General features: G+C 61.1%; 13 protein-coding genes and 1 pseudogene. 8 read left to right on the forward strand and 6 right to left on the reverse strand.

Translation table 11 applies throughout. The annotated features are described in order from the left end of the window. Positions 1-8 precede the first annotated feature (8 nt). The 5 genes and pseudogenes from AC1DMK_RS24570 to AC1DMK_RS24590 all read left to right on the forward strand — a co-directional run. Positions 9-1,145, forward strand: a pseudogene (locus AC1DMK_RS24570) (glycosyltransferase family protein); the annotation flags it as partial. A gap of 72 nt (positions 1,146-1,217) precedes the next feature. Further along, the gene (locus tag AC1DMK_RS24575) at positions 1,218-2,216 is read left to right on the forward strand and encodes a glycosyltransferase family 2 protein (RefSeq protein WP_477862806.1); all 999 of its coding nucleotides are present in this window, start codon (positions 1,218-1,220) and stop codon (positions 2,214-2,216) included. Further along, complete coding sequence (locus tag AC1DMK_RS24580; RefSeq protein ID WP_477862740.1) at positions 2,213-3,139, forward strand: glycosyltransferase family 2 protein; 927 nt, start codon at positions 2,213-2,215, stop codon at positions 3,137-3,139. The genes AC1DMK_RS24575 and AC1DMK_RS24580 overlap by 4 nt, the downstream gene beginning before the upstream one ends. Then, on the forward strand, positions 3,136-4,143 hold the full coding sequence (locus AC1DMK_RS24585; RefSeq protein ID WP_477862742.1) for a glycosyltransferase family 2 protein: 1,008 nt from the start codon (positions 3,136-3,138) through the stop codon (positions 4,141-4,143). The genes AC1DMK_RS24580 and AC1DMK_RS24585 overlap by 4 nt, the downstream gene beginning before the upstream one ends. 4 nt (positions 4,144-4,147) lie before the next feature. Continuing rightward, positions 4,148-6,505, forward strand: coding sequence for a polysaccharide biosynthesis tyrosine autokinase (locus tag AC1DMK_RS24590; protein WP_477862744.1), 2,358 nt, complete (start codon positions 4,148-4,150; stop codon positions 6,503-6,505). Here the strand turns inward: AC1DMK_RS24590 and AC1DMK_RS24595 are convergent, their stop codons facing one another. Beyond that, positions 6,506-7,243 (reverse strand): metallophosphoesterase family protein, encoded by a 738-nt coding sequence (locus tag AC1DMK_RS24595; RefSeq protein WP_037062507.1) that lies wholly within the window; start codon positions 7,241-7,243, stop codon positions 6,506-6,508. Positions 7,244-7,440: 197 nt separating this feature from the next. On the opposite strand from AC1DMK_RS24595, the gene AC1DMK_RS24600 reads away from it, so the two are divergent. Further along, positions 7,441-8,547 carry a monooxygenase gene (locus AC1DMK_RS24600; RefSeq protein WP_037062508.1) on the forward strand — a complete coding sequence of 369 codons (1,107 nt, stop codon included), beginning with the start codon at positions 7,441-7,443 and terminating at the stop codon, positions 8,545-8,547. Between the two features lie 4 nt (positions 8,548-8,551). On the opposite strand, the gene AC1DMK_RS24605 is transcribed toward AC1DMK_RS24600, so the two are convergent. From AC1DMK_RS24605 to AC1DMK_RS24620, 4 genes are all read right to left on the reverse strand, one after another. Continuing rightward, positions 8,552-9,016: an RrF2 family transcriptional regulator gene (locus AC1DMK_RS24605; protein WP_037062509.1), complete on the reverse strand. Its 465-nt coding sequence runs from the start codon at positions 9,014-9,016 to the stop codon at positions 8,552-8,554. Between the two features lie 223 nt (positions 9,017-9,239). Next, positions 9,240-9,464 carry a hypothetical protein gene (locus AC1DMK_RS24610; RefSeq protein WP_477862747.1) on the reverse strand — a complete coding sequence of 75 codons (225 nt, stop codon included), beginning with the start codon at positions 9,462-9,464 and terminating at the stop codon, positions 9,240-9,242. 53 nt (positions 9,465-9,517) lie between these two features. Further along, positions 9,518-9,721, reverse strand: a complete 204-nt coding sequence (locus tag AC1DMK_RS24615) for a hypothetical protein (RefSeq protein WP_477862749.1) — start codon at positions 9,719-9,721, stop codon at positions 9,518-9,520. A gap of 79 nt (positions 9,722-9,800) precedes the next feature. Then, on the reverse strand, positions 9,801-11,852 hold the full coding sequence (locus AC1DMK_RS24620) for an NAD(+) synthase (protein WP_477862751.1): 2,052 nt from the start codon (positions 11,850-11,852) through the stop codon (positions 9,801-9,803). Between the two features lie 270 nt (positions 11,853-12,122). On the opposite strand from AC1DMK_RS24620, the gene AC1DMK_RS24625 reads away from it, so the two are divergent. Together AC1DMK_RS24625 and AC1DMK_RS24630 are read left to right on the forward strand one after the other, a co-directional pair. After that, positions 12,123-13,220, forward strand: a complete 1,098-nt coding sequence (locus AC1DMK_RS24625) for a Rossmann-fold NAD(P)-binding domain-containing protein (protein WP_477862753.1) — start codon at positions 12,123-12,125, stop codon at positions 13,218-13,220. Positions 13,221-13,567: 347 nt separating this feature from the next. Then, positions 13,568-14,599, forward strand: a complete 1,032-nt coding sequence (locus AC1DMK_RS24630; RefSeq protein WP_477862755.1) for a porin — start codon at positions 13,568-13,570, stop codon at positions 14,597-14,599. A 172-nt stretch (positions 14,600-14,771) separates the two neighbouring features. Here AC1DMK_RS24630 and AC1DMK_RS24635 read toward each other — a convergent pair whose 3' ends face one another. Then, on the reverse strand, positions 14,772-15,245 hold the full coding sequence (locus AC1DMK_RS24635; RefSeq protein ID WP_037062512.1) for an Rrf2 family transcriptional regulator: 474 nt from the start codon (positions 15,243-15,245) through the stop codon (positions 14,772-14,774). Positions 15,246-15,402: the final 157 nt, after the last annotated feature.

A 15,402-nucleotide genomic window follows, 5' to 3' on the forward strand; every position in this document is an offset into this window, starting at 1 on the left:
GAACATTGATGCTCAAAGTCCTCTATCTCGTGCACGATCTGGCCGATCCTGCCGTCCGGCGGCGGGTGCTGATGCTGCGCGAGGGTGGCGCCGATGTCGTGCTCGCCGGCTTTCGGCGGGGAGAAAACCGCCTTGCGGACGTGCATGGTGTGACGCCGATCGAACTCGGGCGGACGGCCGACGCCAGGTTCGCCCAGCGCATGGGCGCCGTCGCAAAGGCGATGGCCGGACTGAAGACCCTTTTGAAGAGCGTCGACAGGCCCGATCTCATCATCGGGCGCAATCTCGAGGCGCTGGCAGTCGCGCATCGCGCCAACAAGCTGTTCGGCGGCAACGTCCCCGTCGTCTACGAGTGCCTGGACATTCACCGCCTTCTGTCGCGCGACGATATCGTCGGCAAGGCGATGCGTGGAGCCGAAGCGTATTTCGGCCAGGACGCCAAACTCGTGCTCACGAGTTCGCCGGCGTTTATCGAACATCATTTCGCAAAACGCTCCGGCATCCGCGCAAGCAGCCTGCTCGTCGAAAACAAGGTCATCGCGCTCGATGAAGCCGCGACCGACACGTCGATCGCCCGCCCGCTCCGGCAGCCCGGCCAACCCTGGAAAATCGGTTGGTTCGGAGCCCTTCGCTGCCGCAAGTCGCTTGGTCTCCTCGCCGCCTTTTCCCGGCGCATGGAAGGGCGTGTCGAGATCGTGCTGCGCGGTCGCCCGGCCTATTCGGAATTCGAGGATTTCGACGCCTTCGTCCGCGACGAACCCTATCTCAGCTTCGAGGGTCCCTATCGCAACCCGGAGGATCTGCAGGCGATCTATGACGACGTCCATTTCGCCTGGGCGATCGATTTCTTTGAGGAAGGCCTCAATTCGAGCTGGCTGCTGCCGAACCGGCTCTACGAGGGCTGCCTCTACGGCACCGTCCCGATCGCGCTCGACGGAACCCAGACCGCACGCTTCCTGAGCGAAAGGGGTATTGGCCTCGTTCTGCCAGAGGCAAGCCCATTGGGGCTGGAAACGCTGTTCGAAGACCTGACGGGAGAGCAATACCGCGCCTTGAGCGGGGCCGTTTCTGCCCAGGACCGTAAAACCTGGCTTGCCGACCGCAGCGACTGCGAAGCGCTCGTTGCAAGCCTTTCCCGTCTTGCTCCGGCTTTCGCAAACAGGGGTGAAGCCGGAACAGCCATTCCCCAAGCAATACCTCAAGAAGGGTGGACAACCATGAAGCCTGATGTTTGTACAAGCGTCTCCAGTCTCATCATCATCCCCTGCCTGAACGAAGAAAAACACATCGAGCCCCTGCTTGCAAAGTTGAGCAAGGAGATCGACCACATGAACGCGACGATCGTCGTCGCCGATGGAGGCAGCAAGGATGCGACGCGCGAGATCGTCGCCGGCGTCAGCACCGCCGATCCACGCACCCTGCTGCTCGACAATCCGCGTCGCATTCAAAGCGCCGCCGTCAATCTGGCCGTCGCGACCTTCGGCCGCGACCATGACTATCTGATCCGCATCGATGCCCACGGAGACTACCCCGACGACTACTGCCGAAAACTGGTTGAGGAGGCTGTTTCGACACAGGCCGACTCCGTCGTCGTGGCAATGGAAACGGTCGGCTTCGGTACATTCCAGAAGGCGACGGCAGTTGCCCAGAACTCGAAGCTCGGCAATGGCGGCTCCAAGCACCGCGAGGGTGCAAAGGGCCACTGGACCAACCATGGCCATCACGCATTGATGCGCATCGCGGCCTTCGATGCCGTCGGAGGCTACGACGAGACCTTCAGCCACAACGAGGACGCCGAACTCGACTACCGCCTGAAGAAGGCCGGCTTCGGCATCTGGATGACCGACAAGACCCGGATGGTCTACTATCCGCGCGCAAGCGTCGGAAAGCTCTTTCGCCAGTACCTCGGCTACGGCCGCGGCCGGGCAAAGAACATTCTGAAGCACGGCAGCATGCCCAATCTGCGCCAGATGATGCCCCTTCTCGTCGTTCCGGTCTTCATCGGCGCCTTCCTCGCCGTTTTGAACTGGGCGGCGGTCATCCCCTTCAGCCTCTGGGCTGTTGCCTGCGTCGGCTACGGCTTCTGGATTGCCGTCGGGCAGCGCAACCCCTACGGGCCGCTGGCAGCGCTCTCCGCCATGGTCATGCACTTTGCCTGGTCGGCCGGCTTCTGGATGGAGCTTCTGAACTTCCGCGGACGAAAGGTGTCCCAATGAGCCACGAGAGATCCATCCTTTTCGATATCGGCATTTGTACCTACCGCCGCGCTTCGCTTGATGAAGCGCTGCTTTCGCTTGCCGTCCTTGCGGTGCCGGCCGGCACGAAACTGCGGATCATCGTTGCCGACAACGACAAGGCGCCAAGCGCGAGAGAACGCGTCGATGCCCTGCGCCCCACCATTCCGCACGAGATCGCCTACGTGCATTGCCCGGGCGCAAACATTTCGATCGCCCGCAATGCCTGCCTCGACAATGCGACCGGCGATTTCCTGGCATTCATCGACGACGACGAGGATGCCAGCGAAGAATGGCTGATCGAGCTCCTCGCCACCGCCGAAACAACAGGGGCGGATGCCGTCCTCGGCCCTGTTCGCAGCGTCTATTCGTCGACTGCTCCTGACTGGATGCGGGAGGGAGATTTCCATTCCACGCTGCCGGTCTGGGTCGGCGATGAGATTCGCACCGGCTACACCTGCAATGTCCTTTTGCGCCTTGCCTCTCCGCATGTCGCCGGTCGCCGCTTCAACCTCGCGCTCGGGCGCACGGGCGGCGAGGACACGGAGTTCTTCAGCCACATGCATGCCGAGGGCGGCAAGATCGCATTTGCCGAGAAAGCCTATGTCTACGAGCCGGTGACGGAAAGCCGCGCCGACCTTGCCTGGCTCGCCAAACGCCGCTTCCGCTTCGGACAGACGCACGGGCGACTGCTGCAGGAGAAGAGCCCGGGCTTCAAGCGGCTGAGGCAGATCGGTCTTGCCTCGGCAAAGGCCCTGTTCTGCTACGCGGCTGCCATCGGCTGCGTTTTCTCTGCTGTTCCCCGCTATCGCTATGCGCTCCGCGGTGTCATGCACTCAGGCGTCGCCAGCGGCCTGCTGGGGGTTCGCGAAATCCGTCAGTACGGAACGGCGGAGGCTGTATGACGCAAACCCAGCCGGACGTGAGCTTCATCATTGCCGCCTACAACGCGGCCGGAACGCTTGCCAAGGCGATCGACAGCGCCCTTGCCCAGCGCGGCGTCTCGGTCGAGGTGATCGTCGCAGATGACTGCTCGACGGACGAGACAAGAGCGGTTGCGGAGAGCTATGGCGGGCAGAATGTCCGCCTCCTGGCGCTCTCGCGCAACGGCGGCCCTTCCGTCGCCCGCAACACAGCGATGGCGAACGCCAGCGGCCGCTGGCTTGTGGTCCTCGATGCCGACGATACGGTGGAGCCGGACAGGCTGCTGCGCATGATCGCGCGTGCCGAAAAAGCAGGAGCGCAGATCGCCGTCGACAACCTGCGTGTCGTCAGGACCGATGGCACGCCGCCTGAGACGATGTTTGCCGAGCGATCGCTGTCGCAGACCCCCGAGCTGACGCTGCCGGCATTCATCCGCTCCAACGCCCTTTTTCAAACGACGCATAATTTCGGCTATCTCAAACCGATCTTTCAGCGCGCCTTCATCGAGAAACATGCACTTCGCTTCGATGAAGCGTTGAAGATCGGCGAGGACTATCTGTTCCTGGCGGCCGCAATGGCACGCGGCGGACGCTGCGTCATAGAGCCTGTTGCCGGCTACGACTACCATATTCGGGAGGGTTCCATTTCACGCGTTCTCGCCCTTCATCACATCGACGCCATGATCGAAGGCGATAAGGCCTTCCTTCGAAATCACACGCTGGATGCAGAGGCGGCCGCCGCGCAGGAATTCAGGACACGAAGCCTGCGCCGGGGACATGCGTTCCTCGTCCTCGTTCAGAATATCAAAGACAGGTCGGTCTTCGGAGCGATCAGGACAGCCTGGGGCAACCCGTCGGCGGTGGCGCATCTCAGCATGCCCATCGCCGCGCGGGCCAGCCGCGCGATCGCGCCGCTCCGCAAACTGATTGGCCAGCAGGCCGACCTCACAGCCATCGATGGCGCGACCCGCTCGCGCAAAGGATAGAGCCATGAACCAACGGAACCTCACCTTGCACAGCACTCTGCCGAAAGCGGCCGACGACTCCGATTCTTTCATCGACATCGACCGCTTGATCGCAATCGTGATACGCCGCGCCGGCTCTGTCGCGCTGTGCGTCGGCGCAATGGTGGCGCTGGCACTGGTCTATCTGCTGTTTTCCACGGCCCAGTACACGTCGATGACACAGATTCTGCTCGACGACAGCATGACCAAATACGCGCAGGACGCCGCTCCCGTGGCAAATTCCCAGCAGGTGGACATGCAGATCGCCAGCGCCGTCGAAATCCTGAAATCGAACGAGCTGGCCCTGCGTGTCGTCGACGCGGAAAAACTAGAGGACAACGGCACGATCCTCGATCCGCCACTATCGCCCGTCGCTCTCGTCAAATCGGGCGTCAGGCTGATCGCCAGCGCGCTGCTTCCGGGCAGACCGCCGGGCAACGAGGACGACGCCCGCAACGGACGCCGCCAGAAGGCAGCCGCCCTTCTGCAGGACGCCCTGACGGTGTCCCGCGTCAACCGCAGTGCGGTTCTTGCCGTTTCCTTCCGCTCCACCGACCGGCTTCTCGCCKCGCGCATCACCAAGGCCTATGCCACCGCCTACCTCAGCGACCAGCTGAACGCCAACTTCGACGCAACGGAAAGCGCTTCCGTCTGGCTCCAGCAGCGTCTGACCGATCTCAGAGGCCGGTCGCAGCAGGCGGCACTGGACGTCGCCACGTTCAAGTCCGATAACGGCCTGACATCGGCCAACGGCGAACTGATGTCGGAGCAGCAGCTCGCCGACCTCAACAAGCAGTTGATCGTCGCCCAGGCAGATAGCGCCAGCGCATCGGCACGCTACAACCAGTTCAAGTCGATCGTCGATCTCGGGCCCGATAGTGCGGTCAACAACGCTGCCATCTCGTCCGGCCAGACCGACAAGACCGTCATCCAGGACCTGCGTACGCGCTACATCTCGGTCACCAAGCGTGAACAGGAAATATCGACGAATTTCGGCGAGGACCACCCGCAAGCAGTCGCATTGCGCTCCGAAAAGCAGGATCTGACCCGCCAGATCTATCAGGAACTGCAGCAGCTGACGTCGAGCTACCGCAACGAGTTCGAGGTTGCCCGGTCTCGTGAGGCATCGCTGCGCCAGAATGTCGCCCACCTGACGGGCAAGAACTCAGAGTCCGACAAGTCTGTGGTGCGGCTGAACGATCTGGAACAGCGTGCGGCCGCACTGAAAACGCTCTATGAGTCCTACCTCGGCAAGTACGAGGAAGCCTCGCAGCAGCAGTCTTTCCCGATCGCCAAGGCGCGCGTGATCTCCGAAGCCGGCGTCCCGGCCTCGCCGTCCAGTCCGAAGAAGACGATGACGCTTGGGCTTGCCATCGTGCTCGGCCTCATGGCCGGCGGCGCGCTGACGGCATTCCAGGAATTTCGCGAGCGCTTCTTCCGTGTTGAAGGCGATGTCCGCACGATTCTTGGCCTCAAGTTCCTCGGCTATCTGCCGCTGGTCGGAAAGGGACCACGGGAAAAGAAGATCTTTCGTCCCCGCGCCCAGCCGGCAATGCAGCCGGCCGATCCTGCTCCCGACAGCGGCGCGACCTTCCAGCGCATCATGCGTGTCGTCCTCGAGGCGCCGCGTTCGGTCTTTGCCGAGACCCTGCGCAATGCCAAGCTTGCCAGCGACGTGATGTTCCAGGGCAAATCCGACCGCGTGATCGGTGTGGTCTCCGCGATGCCGGGCGAAGGCAAGTCGACCACGGCCGCAAATTTCGCCGCCCTTCTCGCGTCGAGCGGCAAGCGCACGCTTCTGATCGACGCCGACCTTCGCAACCCGGGCCTGACCCGTATGCTGAAGACGCCGCCGCAGTATGGTCTGGTGGAGGCTGTTCTCGGCGACGTTCCCTGGGCGAGCGCGGTCAAGGTTGATCCGGTCACCAAGCTTGCGATCCTGCCGGTTCTGCCGAACGATCACCTCATGCACACCAGCGAGCTTCTGGCCTCGCAGGGCATGTTCAACCTCATGGAAAATGCCCGCAAGATGTTCGATTACATCGTCGTCGACCTTGCACCGCTTGGTCCCGTGATCGATGCCAAGGCTTTCGCCCCGCAGGTCGACGGCTTTCTGTTCGTCGCCGAGTGGGGTGCGACGCCGACCAATGTCGTGCGCGACATCCTCAACGCCGAGCCCCAGATCAAGTCGAAGATCCTGGGCGTGATCCTCAACAAGACCGATATGACCGAACTCGGCAAGTTCACCAATTTCGGCGGTGCCGAGCGCTACCGCCAGAAGTACGTGAGCTACTATACCGACGAAACGCCGAAGGTCCGGGAGCCGGCGGACGCCCGCGCCTGATCAGGTCGAGAAGAGATGCACGCGCCCTTGCCATAACCGCGCGACGGTAAGCCTGTCGCTGTGGAAGGCGCCAGTATCGATGTTCAGCCGGGTCGGCTGCGTCTCCGGCCGCTCGACGGGTGTATGGCCGTGAACGATCAGCTTCGGCAGCGGCACTTGGCTTTCGAAGAAGCGGTGGCGGATGTAGACCAGATCATCGTCCTTCTGGTCTTCGATGGACCGCAGCGGATCGATACCGGCATGCACGAAGAGCACGTCAGGCGTATCGACGAGGATCGGCAGCGACCGCAGGAATTCGATATGCGGCTTGGGCAAGGATTGCCGGATGAACGCATCTAGCTTTGTCGCCGCGGGAAAGATCAGCGGCAATTGCTCGGCATCCAGGCCATAGGAGCGAAGCAGCGCATCCGCCCCCATCGGCATCCAGTCGGAAAAGGAAATCCGTCCGTCGACGTAGTCGAGCATGACAATCTCATGATTTCCCGTCAGACAGATGCGGTCGAAATGCTCCGGCGGGGGCGCCATGAGATGCGAGATGACCTGCGCCGAGGATGGGCCGCGATCAACGTAGTCGCCGAGCGTGACGATCAGCTTGCGGCCCGGCAGTCTTGAGGCATCATCGACGATTGCCTGCTCTGCCTGCTGCAACAGATCAAACCTGCCGTGTATGTCGCCGATTGCATAAATCGGCATGTCGCCTGGATCGAGTGTAAGCCGCTTGCGGCCGGCCGATGGCATATGGGACCTCACCCTCCACTACATGTTCAGCCGCCGGGACACGCCCGAAAGGCAGGAAAACCATAACTACCCCGCTCGTTGCCACAATCAAGCAGGTAATAAATTTTCAGTAGCGCCTGCATTTCTGGAAAAACACGCCTTATCATCGCAGCTTCGATCGATCACTCCTATAGCCGTCACAAAATAGAGAGCAGCCGATGGGAACCGTATCGCAGTTTCACGACCGCACAAGGCCCGCAGCGCGGCGTATCGAAAGCGAAGAAGAAGCGATCGGCACCGCCCGCAGCCTTTCTGCGGCCTTCGCCGTTCAATCGAGCGAGCGCGATATCAATCGTATTCTTCCCTATGCCGAACTGGACGCGCTCTCACAATCGGGACTGACTGCAATTACTGTCCCGCCGGAACATGAAGGCCTCGACGTCGCCAATGCGCTCCTTGGCGAGATCGTCGCGATCATTGCCGAAGGCGATTCGTCGATTGCGGAATGCCTGGAGCTTCACTTTCGCGTCCTGGAACAGCTTCGCGTTCAGGCGGGCGAGGAATTGAAGAGCATCCTTTTTGCCCGGGCGCTCGCCGGCGAGCGGTTCGCAACCGCGGTGTTTGCCGCACCGGGCGCAATCGTCGCCTCCGGCTTTGGCTACCGGCTGGATGGCAGGAGCGGACCCTCGCCCGGGGTTCTGTTCGCCGATTGGGTCGCCGTCCACGGCGTCATCGCGGAAGCGACCGGGATCACGCTCTACCTGCCGCGTGAAACCGAAGGTCTGCAATTCGTTGACGATTGGGATGGCTTCGGACAGAGAACGAATGGGACCGGCACGGTCATCGCGAGCCAAATTCCGCTAACCACCGACTCCGCCGTGATCGGTCCTGAGCGCGATCCCTCGACCGTCTCGGCACTGGGAGCATTGCTGCATGCGGGCACCGACCTCGGCATCGCCCGGGCGGCACTCGCAAACCTCCACGGAGCGCCATACACCTCGCATGTCGGCAAGCTTGCCGTCGATGTCGAAAGTGCCGCCGCCCTTATCGAGCGCGCCGGCGGCAAGCTGGACTTCGCACAGGTCAATCCCTCGGCGCGGTCGATCGAAATCGCGTTGTTTTCCGCATCCGCCGCAAAGATAACCGCAAGCGCTGCAGCCGTGGAAACCGCCAACGCGCTGTTTGAGCTTTCCAGCAGCAATGCGACAAGCATCGGCCGGAACCTTGACCGGCACTGGCGCAATGCCCGCCTGCGCGGCGTGGGAACGGAAGCGGATGATCTTTACCGGAAGGCGGCTGCCCACCATTTTGGCGAGAGCCGCTGAACGCTCACTTGGCTGCCGACATCGGCAACATGTCGTCGGCCTCGTCGAGCTTGTTGCCGCAAGCAACGAACTGCTCCAGCGTCATGTTATCGAGAATGTCGGCTATGGCATCCCTGACCTCTGTCATCGAGCGCCGGACCTGACAGGTCTCGGGATCGGAACAGTCGTCGCAAGCCTCAAACGCCGTGCGGCTGGCGCAGCGGATCGGTGCCAGAGGTCCATCGAGCGTGCGGATGACGTGACCGATTCGGATCTCAGAGGCTGCTCGCGAGAGGGAATAGCCGCCGCCAGGCCCCTTCTTCGAGCGAAGGATGCCGACGTTGCGCAGTTCAAGCAGGATGGTATCCAGAAACTTCTTCGGAATGTTGTTGCGTGCTGCAACGTCATTGATGAAGGCCGTTTCACCTGGGGCAAGCCGCGCCAGGTCCACCAGTGCCTTCAGGCCGTATTTCCCTTTTTTTGTCAGCATTTTCCGATCGCCTTGCGGCCCCCGCGTTTCGTCCCCTATCAACCAGCAAATAACGCCAAAAGCGTGGACAAACAACAAATAGCTAGAATTTATATAGTTTATGTTCACGTTTAGCCCGGTGATCGGAATTTCTGACCTTGCTTGCGGTCGGCAGGAGTAATATTTTTCCCCTCAGTTCAAGTAGGCATTGAAATTGACATGGAAATGCTGAGCAATCTTGGCTCTACCGGACAGTTGTCGTGGTCGCCTCGCCGGAAGGATCGGCAGGCGTGGGATTTGGACCACCGCTTGTCCAGACGCCGAATGCGAGGGCCACCATTCCCATGACAACGGCCAGGGCGCTGACCAGTGCCCAAACAGAGAGCCTCCGCCCCTCACTGAGCATGTGTTCTTCTTCTGCCTGGTGGTCGATCTTTCTCTCAGCCGGGCGGTCATCGTTTCCGCTCATGCAAGCATCTCCAGTGATGCAAACGCCGATCCTACTCGGTCCGTTCGATGAGGTCAGATCAGCGGATCGCGTCCTTCCGCACAGCTTCGGTTCAACTCGTCGGCGATGTCCCGCGCGTCTTCCTTTGCGAGACCGGTGAGATCCCGTCCGTCCGTCGCTGCGGGAAGCAACGTCAATGTGTCGACGACGGTCCAGCGACCGGTCGTCTCCGCCCGGATTTCATAACGGGGAAGATCCTCGCAACGGTCGCGTATCATCGGCAGGTTCCTCCTGAGCTTCTGGATACACTATCTGCGGCAAAGGCCACTTTCGGCAAGGACGGGCGTGACGATCTTGTCAGGTATCGACATCGGGCACGTTTGCTTTCAGTTCCTTGATCCAGATCCGCGCATTGCCGTCGGAGGGTGCACGCCAGTCCCCGCGCGGCGAAAGCGAGCCGCCGGAGGTAACCTTCGGCCCATTGGGCGACGCCGACCGTTTGAACTGGCTGATCGTAAAGAAGCGGAACAGGAATACTTCCATCCAGCGCTTGATCACAGGCAGGTCGAAGCTCCGGCGCTTGTCGTGGGGAAAATGCGGAGGCCAAACGCCTGCTTCGGCATCCTTCCACGCAGTGTAGGCAAGGAAGACGACCTTCGACGGACGCAGCCCAAAGCGCGTCGTATAGTAGAGCGCAAAGTCGTGCAGGTCGTAGGGGCCGATCTTGTCCTCGGTGCTTTGCATGACGCCATTGTCGTCGGCGGGGACGAGTTCCGGCGAGATCAGCGTGCCGAGAATGCGCTCCAGCGTCGCCTTGGTCTCGAGGTCGAAATCGCCGGTACGGATAACCCAGCGGATCAGATGCTGGATCAGCGTCTTCGGAACCGAGGCATTGACGTTGTAGTGGCTCATCTGGTCGCCGACGCCATAGGTGGACCAGCCAAGGCCGATTTCCGACAGGTCTCCCGTGCCAAGCACAAGCGCGTTGCGCTGGTTGGCGGCCCGGAACAGGAAGTCGGTGCGCAATCCAGCCTGCACGTTCTCGAAGGTCGTGTCGTAGACCGGCTTGCCACCGGCGAAGGGGTGCTTCAGATCCTTGAGCAGTTGCAGGGCAAGCGGCCGTATGTCCACTTCCTCGGCGGTGACGCCCATGCTCCGCATCAGCGCCCATGCGTTCGACTTGGTTTCGTCGCCCGTCGCAAACCCCGGCATCGTGAAGCAGAGGATGTCCGAACGGGGCCAGCCCAAGCGATCGAAAGCCCGCGCTGCGACGAGCAACGCATGCGTTGAATCGAGTCCACCCGAAATACCAAGGCAAAGCCGCCTGATCCCTGTCGAGCGCAGACGCTTCATCAACCCCTGCACCTGGATATTGAAGGTCTCGTAGCAGTCCTGGTCAAGCCTGCTCTCGTCGGCGGGAACGAACGGAAAGCGCGCAATGTCGCGCTCAAGGCCGATATCGCCTTCCGGCTTGACGAACTCGAACGAGACCCGTCGGAATTGGCGCTCGGCGGTCAAATTGAGCGTCGCCGCGTCGTTGAACGTCCCTGTCCTCAATCGCTCCAGCCGCAAGCGCTCGACGTCGATATCGGCAACGCACATCTGCGAGGAGGTCGGAAAGCGCTCGGTCTCCCCAAGCAGGTCGCCGAGCTCGTAGATGCAGGCCTGGCCGTCCCAGGCCAGATCAGTCGTCGATTCACCCGGTCCAGCCGCCGAATAGACATAGGCCGAGAGGCTGCGCGCCGATTGCGCCGAGCATAGCAGCTTGCGGATGTCGGCCTTGCCGACGGTGACGTTGCTCGCCGAAAGATTGGCAAGGATCAGCGCGCCGGCCAGCGCACCGAAATCGCTGGGCGGCGCCGGCGCCCAGAGATCCTCGCAGATCTCGATATGAAAAACGAAATCCTCGATATTTTCGGCAGCAAAGATCACGTCCGTGCCGAACGGAACCGTCTCGCCGCCAACACGGATGCTCTTTCCGCGGACGCTCCGGCCCGATGCAAACCAGCGTTTTTCGTAGAATTCGCGGTAGTTCGGCAGATGCATCTTCGGCACGACGCCGAGAACGCGGCCGGCGTGTATGGCGACCGCGCAGTTGTAGAGACGGCCTTCGCTCTGCAGCGGGGCACCGACGAGCAACACCGGCGTCAGCTCCCGGCTGGCTCGAACAATCTCGGCAATGGCAGTGTCCACCGCTTTCAGCAACGCATCCTGCCCGAGCAGATCGTCGATCGAATAGCCTGAAATGCCGAGCTCCGGAAACACCATCAGGCCTACGCCTTGCGCATGCCCCTGACGGGCAAGCTCCAGAGTGGCGGTCGCATTGAAATCCGGGTCGCCGATCTCGCAGATCGGCGTGCAAGCCGCCACGCGGACAAATCCCTGATCATAAGCCGAATAGAAATTCACAAATGCCTCCAGCTGCCAAGCGCTTCGATACAACCATTACATCCAAATGCGCCCGTGCAAAACCGGGTCTCGCTTCAAGATGCGTTTCGAACACGCCGTTCATTGCAAGCTTTCGGAAAGTCTTTCCCGACAAGAGTTTACCTGAGGTTGAAGACCCTGAAAAATGGACCGCGTTTGTCGGTGCAAAATTACCAAACCGTCATAAAACTATGGGGGAGACAGCCTATATCGCTCCCGCGCCCCTTCGAATGCCCTCTGACAGAGCGATGAATGTCCGACCTTGCCCACGTCCATGCAGGACTGCTTCGGGAAACCTATCCCGGTGAGCGCCGCGTTGCACTAACGCCGGAGGATGTGGCCCGGTTGTCCATGCGCGTGAAGGTCAGCTTCGAGCCGGGTTGTGGAGCTGCGGCTGGCCACGCCGACGAAGCCTATGTGGCCGCCGGCGGAAGGCCGGCCAGCCTCGGCGACATCACGGCGGGCTGCGAGATCATCGTCAGCGTCCGGCGAGCGCAGGCCGCGGCCACCGTCCGGAAGGCTACAGTCCTTATCTTCCTTGGAACACATGCGGCATCTCCTGAAAGTTTGCGTGCTGATGGCGGGCCGCTGGAACTTGATCTTGCCAGGATTGAAGGCCTGCATGGCGCCGGCTGCATGGATGCGGCAACGACACAAGCGACAATCAGCGGCCACGCGGCCGTCTTGGAAGGCGTCCGCCAGCTCGGCGTCGGACACCCGATGCTGATGATCGACGGAAGCCTTGTGCGGCCGATCAGGATGGCCGCATTCGGTGCAGACGCGGCGAGCCTTCAGGCGATCGCCACCGCGCGGCGGCTGGGCGCCCTCACCCACGCGTTCACATTCACCGACGAGGAACGGCAGAAGACCGAACAGCTCGGGGCAAAGTTCCTTGCAGCATGCCCGCCCTTCGCCTCGACGGACCGGGGACAATCATCGGCCGATCAGGCAGCGCTCTACAGGCAACTGGCCGGACATCTGGCTCAGATGCAGCTGGTCGTCATAAGCGTCGGCGGCTCGATCCGGCCGGCACCGATGATCCTCAACGATGAGACAATATCGACCTTGGCAGCGGGAACGGTCGTGATCGACCTCGCCGCGTCGAGAGGCGGCAATTGCTCCCTGACAAGAGCCGACGAGATCGTGACGGCCAGCGGTGTTCGCATACTCGGATCGACCACTTTCGCCAGCCACGAAGCGAAAGAGGCCAGCCGGCTACTTAGCGAAGGCATCCGGACTGCTCTGGAACGCCTGATCGGAGATGACAGGCGTCTTCGGCTGGACCGTCATGATCCGATCATCGATCGGCTGCTCGGCCGGCAGCCAGAAGGAGCCCGAATCGCCTCGTAGCCGACGCCGCTCGCAAAGCGCGCGGGCCCGGAAATGCTGCAGTGCAGCATCGATGGTAGCCGTTGGATTCGGCCGCACAGCATTGAGAATGGACGACTTTTTGTCCTTCTCGTGAGGCGTCCAATTGCGCGAAACGCAACAGTTGCCATTCTGCAACATGTCGATATTGCATCGCAAAAAAGCTCGATTGTGACTGCATCTATAATTGATACATTCAACGCAAAATGTAATTTGGCGGCGCGGGAAACACCACGTCTTCCGTGAGGGCTTGTATGAACATTGGGGTAGGTAGGGCCGTTTTCGGCAATGATGACCTGTGCCCAATCCACAAACGATTGGACTCGACTATGAATATTAAAATGATGCTCATCAGCTCCGCAGCGGCTCTCAGCGCCATCTCCGGCGCTCACGCAGCGGATGCTATCGTCGCTGCCGAGCCGGAAGCGGTCGAGTATGTCCGCGTCTGCGATGCCTATGGCACCGGCTACTTCTACATTCCGGGCACGGAAACCTGCCTGAAGATCAGCGGCTACATTCGTTTCCAGGTCAACGGCGGCCCGAACGCTGTTACCGGTGGCGCATCGTCCGCCGGTACGTCTGACTGGGATGCAGTTACCCGCGGCCAGCTTCAGTTCACGGCCAAGAGCGACACCGAATATGGTCCGCTGACGGGTGTTATCGTTCTGCAGACGAATGCCGACAATGCATCCGGCCAGATCTCCAAGCTCGACTCCGCCTATATCGACGTCGCCGGCTTCCGCGCCGGTCTGTTCTACAGCTGGTGGGACGATGGCCTCTCGGGCGAAACCGATGATATCGGCAGCAAGGTAACCCTGCACAACTCGGTCCGTTATCAGTACGAGACCGCCAGCTTCTACGCCGGCATCAGCGCCGACGAGCTTGAAGACGGCTACTACGCCGCCGGCGAAAAGCCGAACAACATCGGCATTGCCGCCGCTATCGGCGGCAAGGCTGGCGCGTTCACCTACCAGGTCACCGCAGGTTACGACACGGACAACGAAGAAGGCGCCATTCGCGCCATGGGTACGGTTGCTATCGGTCCGGGTACGCTCGGCCTCRCAGGCGTCTACTCCAGCGGCCCGAACTCCTACTATCAGGCAGCTGAATGGGCGATCGCCGCCGAATACGCGATCAAGGCAACTGACAAGCTGAAGATCACTCCCGGCGTTCAGTACTACGGCAATTACGGCATCGTCGCAGGCGACTTCAACGACAACAACGACGCCTGGAAGGTCGGCTTGACGGTTGACTATCAGATCGTTGAAAACTTCTACGCCAAGGCGACCGTAAACTATCTCGATCCGGACGTCGGCAACGACGTAACGACGGGCTTCTTCCGTCTCCAGCGCGCCTTCTAATCAACGATCGAGCGCCGCTCGATGCCAAGCGCTGCGCCTGCAAGGCCGGCGCGAAGGTGGCAGCGGCGCTCGAGCATGATGTTTCTGATCAGATTGACCTCCGATCAGTAGCGGGGGGTGGCACGGTTCCCTGCCGGACCGCCCCTCTTTTTGCCATGACCGGCTTACCGGCTTACTCTGCGGCGTGACGGCCATCGGCTGCCGCTCCGTTGTGTTTCTCCAGGTCGAGACGGCGAAGTTCGGCAATGCTGTCTTCTATGGTAACCGACCCAAGCATGTCGACCACGGCCTGCTCCGCCCGATCGCAGAGATATTCCGAGAGATCGCCGATATTCTGGCCCACGAAACCCTCGTGGGGAATCTCGTGCCGCGTGGCCCAGAGCTTCTTGTCGCCCGTGACCGATGAATAAATCTCGCTCAGCAGAATCTCGTTGCGCGGTCGCGCCAGACGAATACCGCCATTGCCGCCGGCCGACGCGGCCAGAATGCCGCTTTCGCTCAGAGGTAGAAGCAATTTCCGGACGAAACTTGCATTGGTGTCGAGCCCCTTTGCAAGAGTCTGGCTGGTCGTGCGAACGTCAGCCTGCTCGTTCACGGCGACGCTTATGACAATCTGCATCGCGGTCGAAAAGCGAGTATCGATCATGCCTATCCCGGCCTTACTTTAACGCGATCCGTCGGCGCGCCGCGCCTGATGGCTTGTGACGTCTGCACGAGAGATATTTCCGGTCAAAAACGATTGTCAAGAAAGGTGAATTAAAATCACGGTTGTTTGATGAAAAATATACGCGCGGCAAACGCCC

This window comes from Rhizobium sp. 05L419 (assembly GCF_056397845.1).

Bases quoted from the DNA above. Each gene is read 5' to 3' on its own strand.
- AC1DMK_RS24575 (WP_477862806.1), top strand. From the start codon at position 1,218: ATGAAGCCTGATGTTTGTACAAGCGTCTCCAGTCTCATCATCATCCCC.
- AC1DMK_RS24580 (WP_477862740.1), top strand. From the start codon at position 2,213: ATGAGCCACGAGAGATCCATCCTTTTCGATATCGGCATTTGTACCTAC.
- AC1DMK_RS24585 (WP_477862742.1), top strand. From the start codon at position 3,136: ATGACGCAAACCCAGCCGGACGTGAGCTTCATCATTGCCGCCTACAAC.
- AC1DMK_RS24595 (WP_037062507.1), bottom strand. From the start codon at position 7,243: ATGCCATCGGCCGGCCGCAAGCGGCTTACACTCGATCCAGGCGACATG.
- AC1DMK_RS24600 (WP_037062508.1), top strand. From the start codon at position 7,441: ATGGGAACCGTATCGCAGTTTCACGACCGCACAAGGCCCGCAGCGCGG.
- AC1DMK_RS24605 (WP_037062509.1), bottom strand. From the start codon at position 9,016: ATGCTGACAAAAAAAGGGAAATACGGCCTGAAGGCACTGGTGGACCTG.
- AC1DMK_RS24610 (WP_477862747.1), bottom strand. From the start codon at position 9,464: ATGAGCGGAAACGATGACCGCCCGGCTGAGAGAAAGATCGACCACCAG.
- AC1DMK_RS24615 (WP_477862749.1), bottom strand. From the start codon at position 9,721: ATGATACGCGACCGTTGCGAGGATCTTCCCCGTTATGAAATCCGGGCG.
- AC1DMK_RS24625 (WP_477862753.1), top strand. From the start codon at position 12,123: ATGTCCGACCTTGCCCACGTCCATGCAGGACTGCTTCGGGAAACCTAT.
- AC1DMK_RS24635 (WP_037062512.1), bottom strand. From the start codon at position 15,245: ATGATCGATACTCGCTTTTCGACCGCGATGCAGATTGTCATAAGCGTC.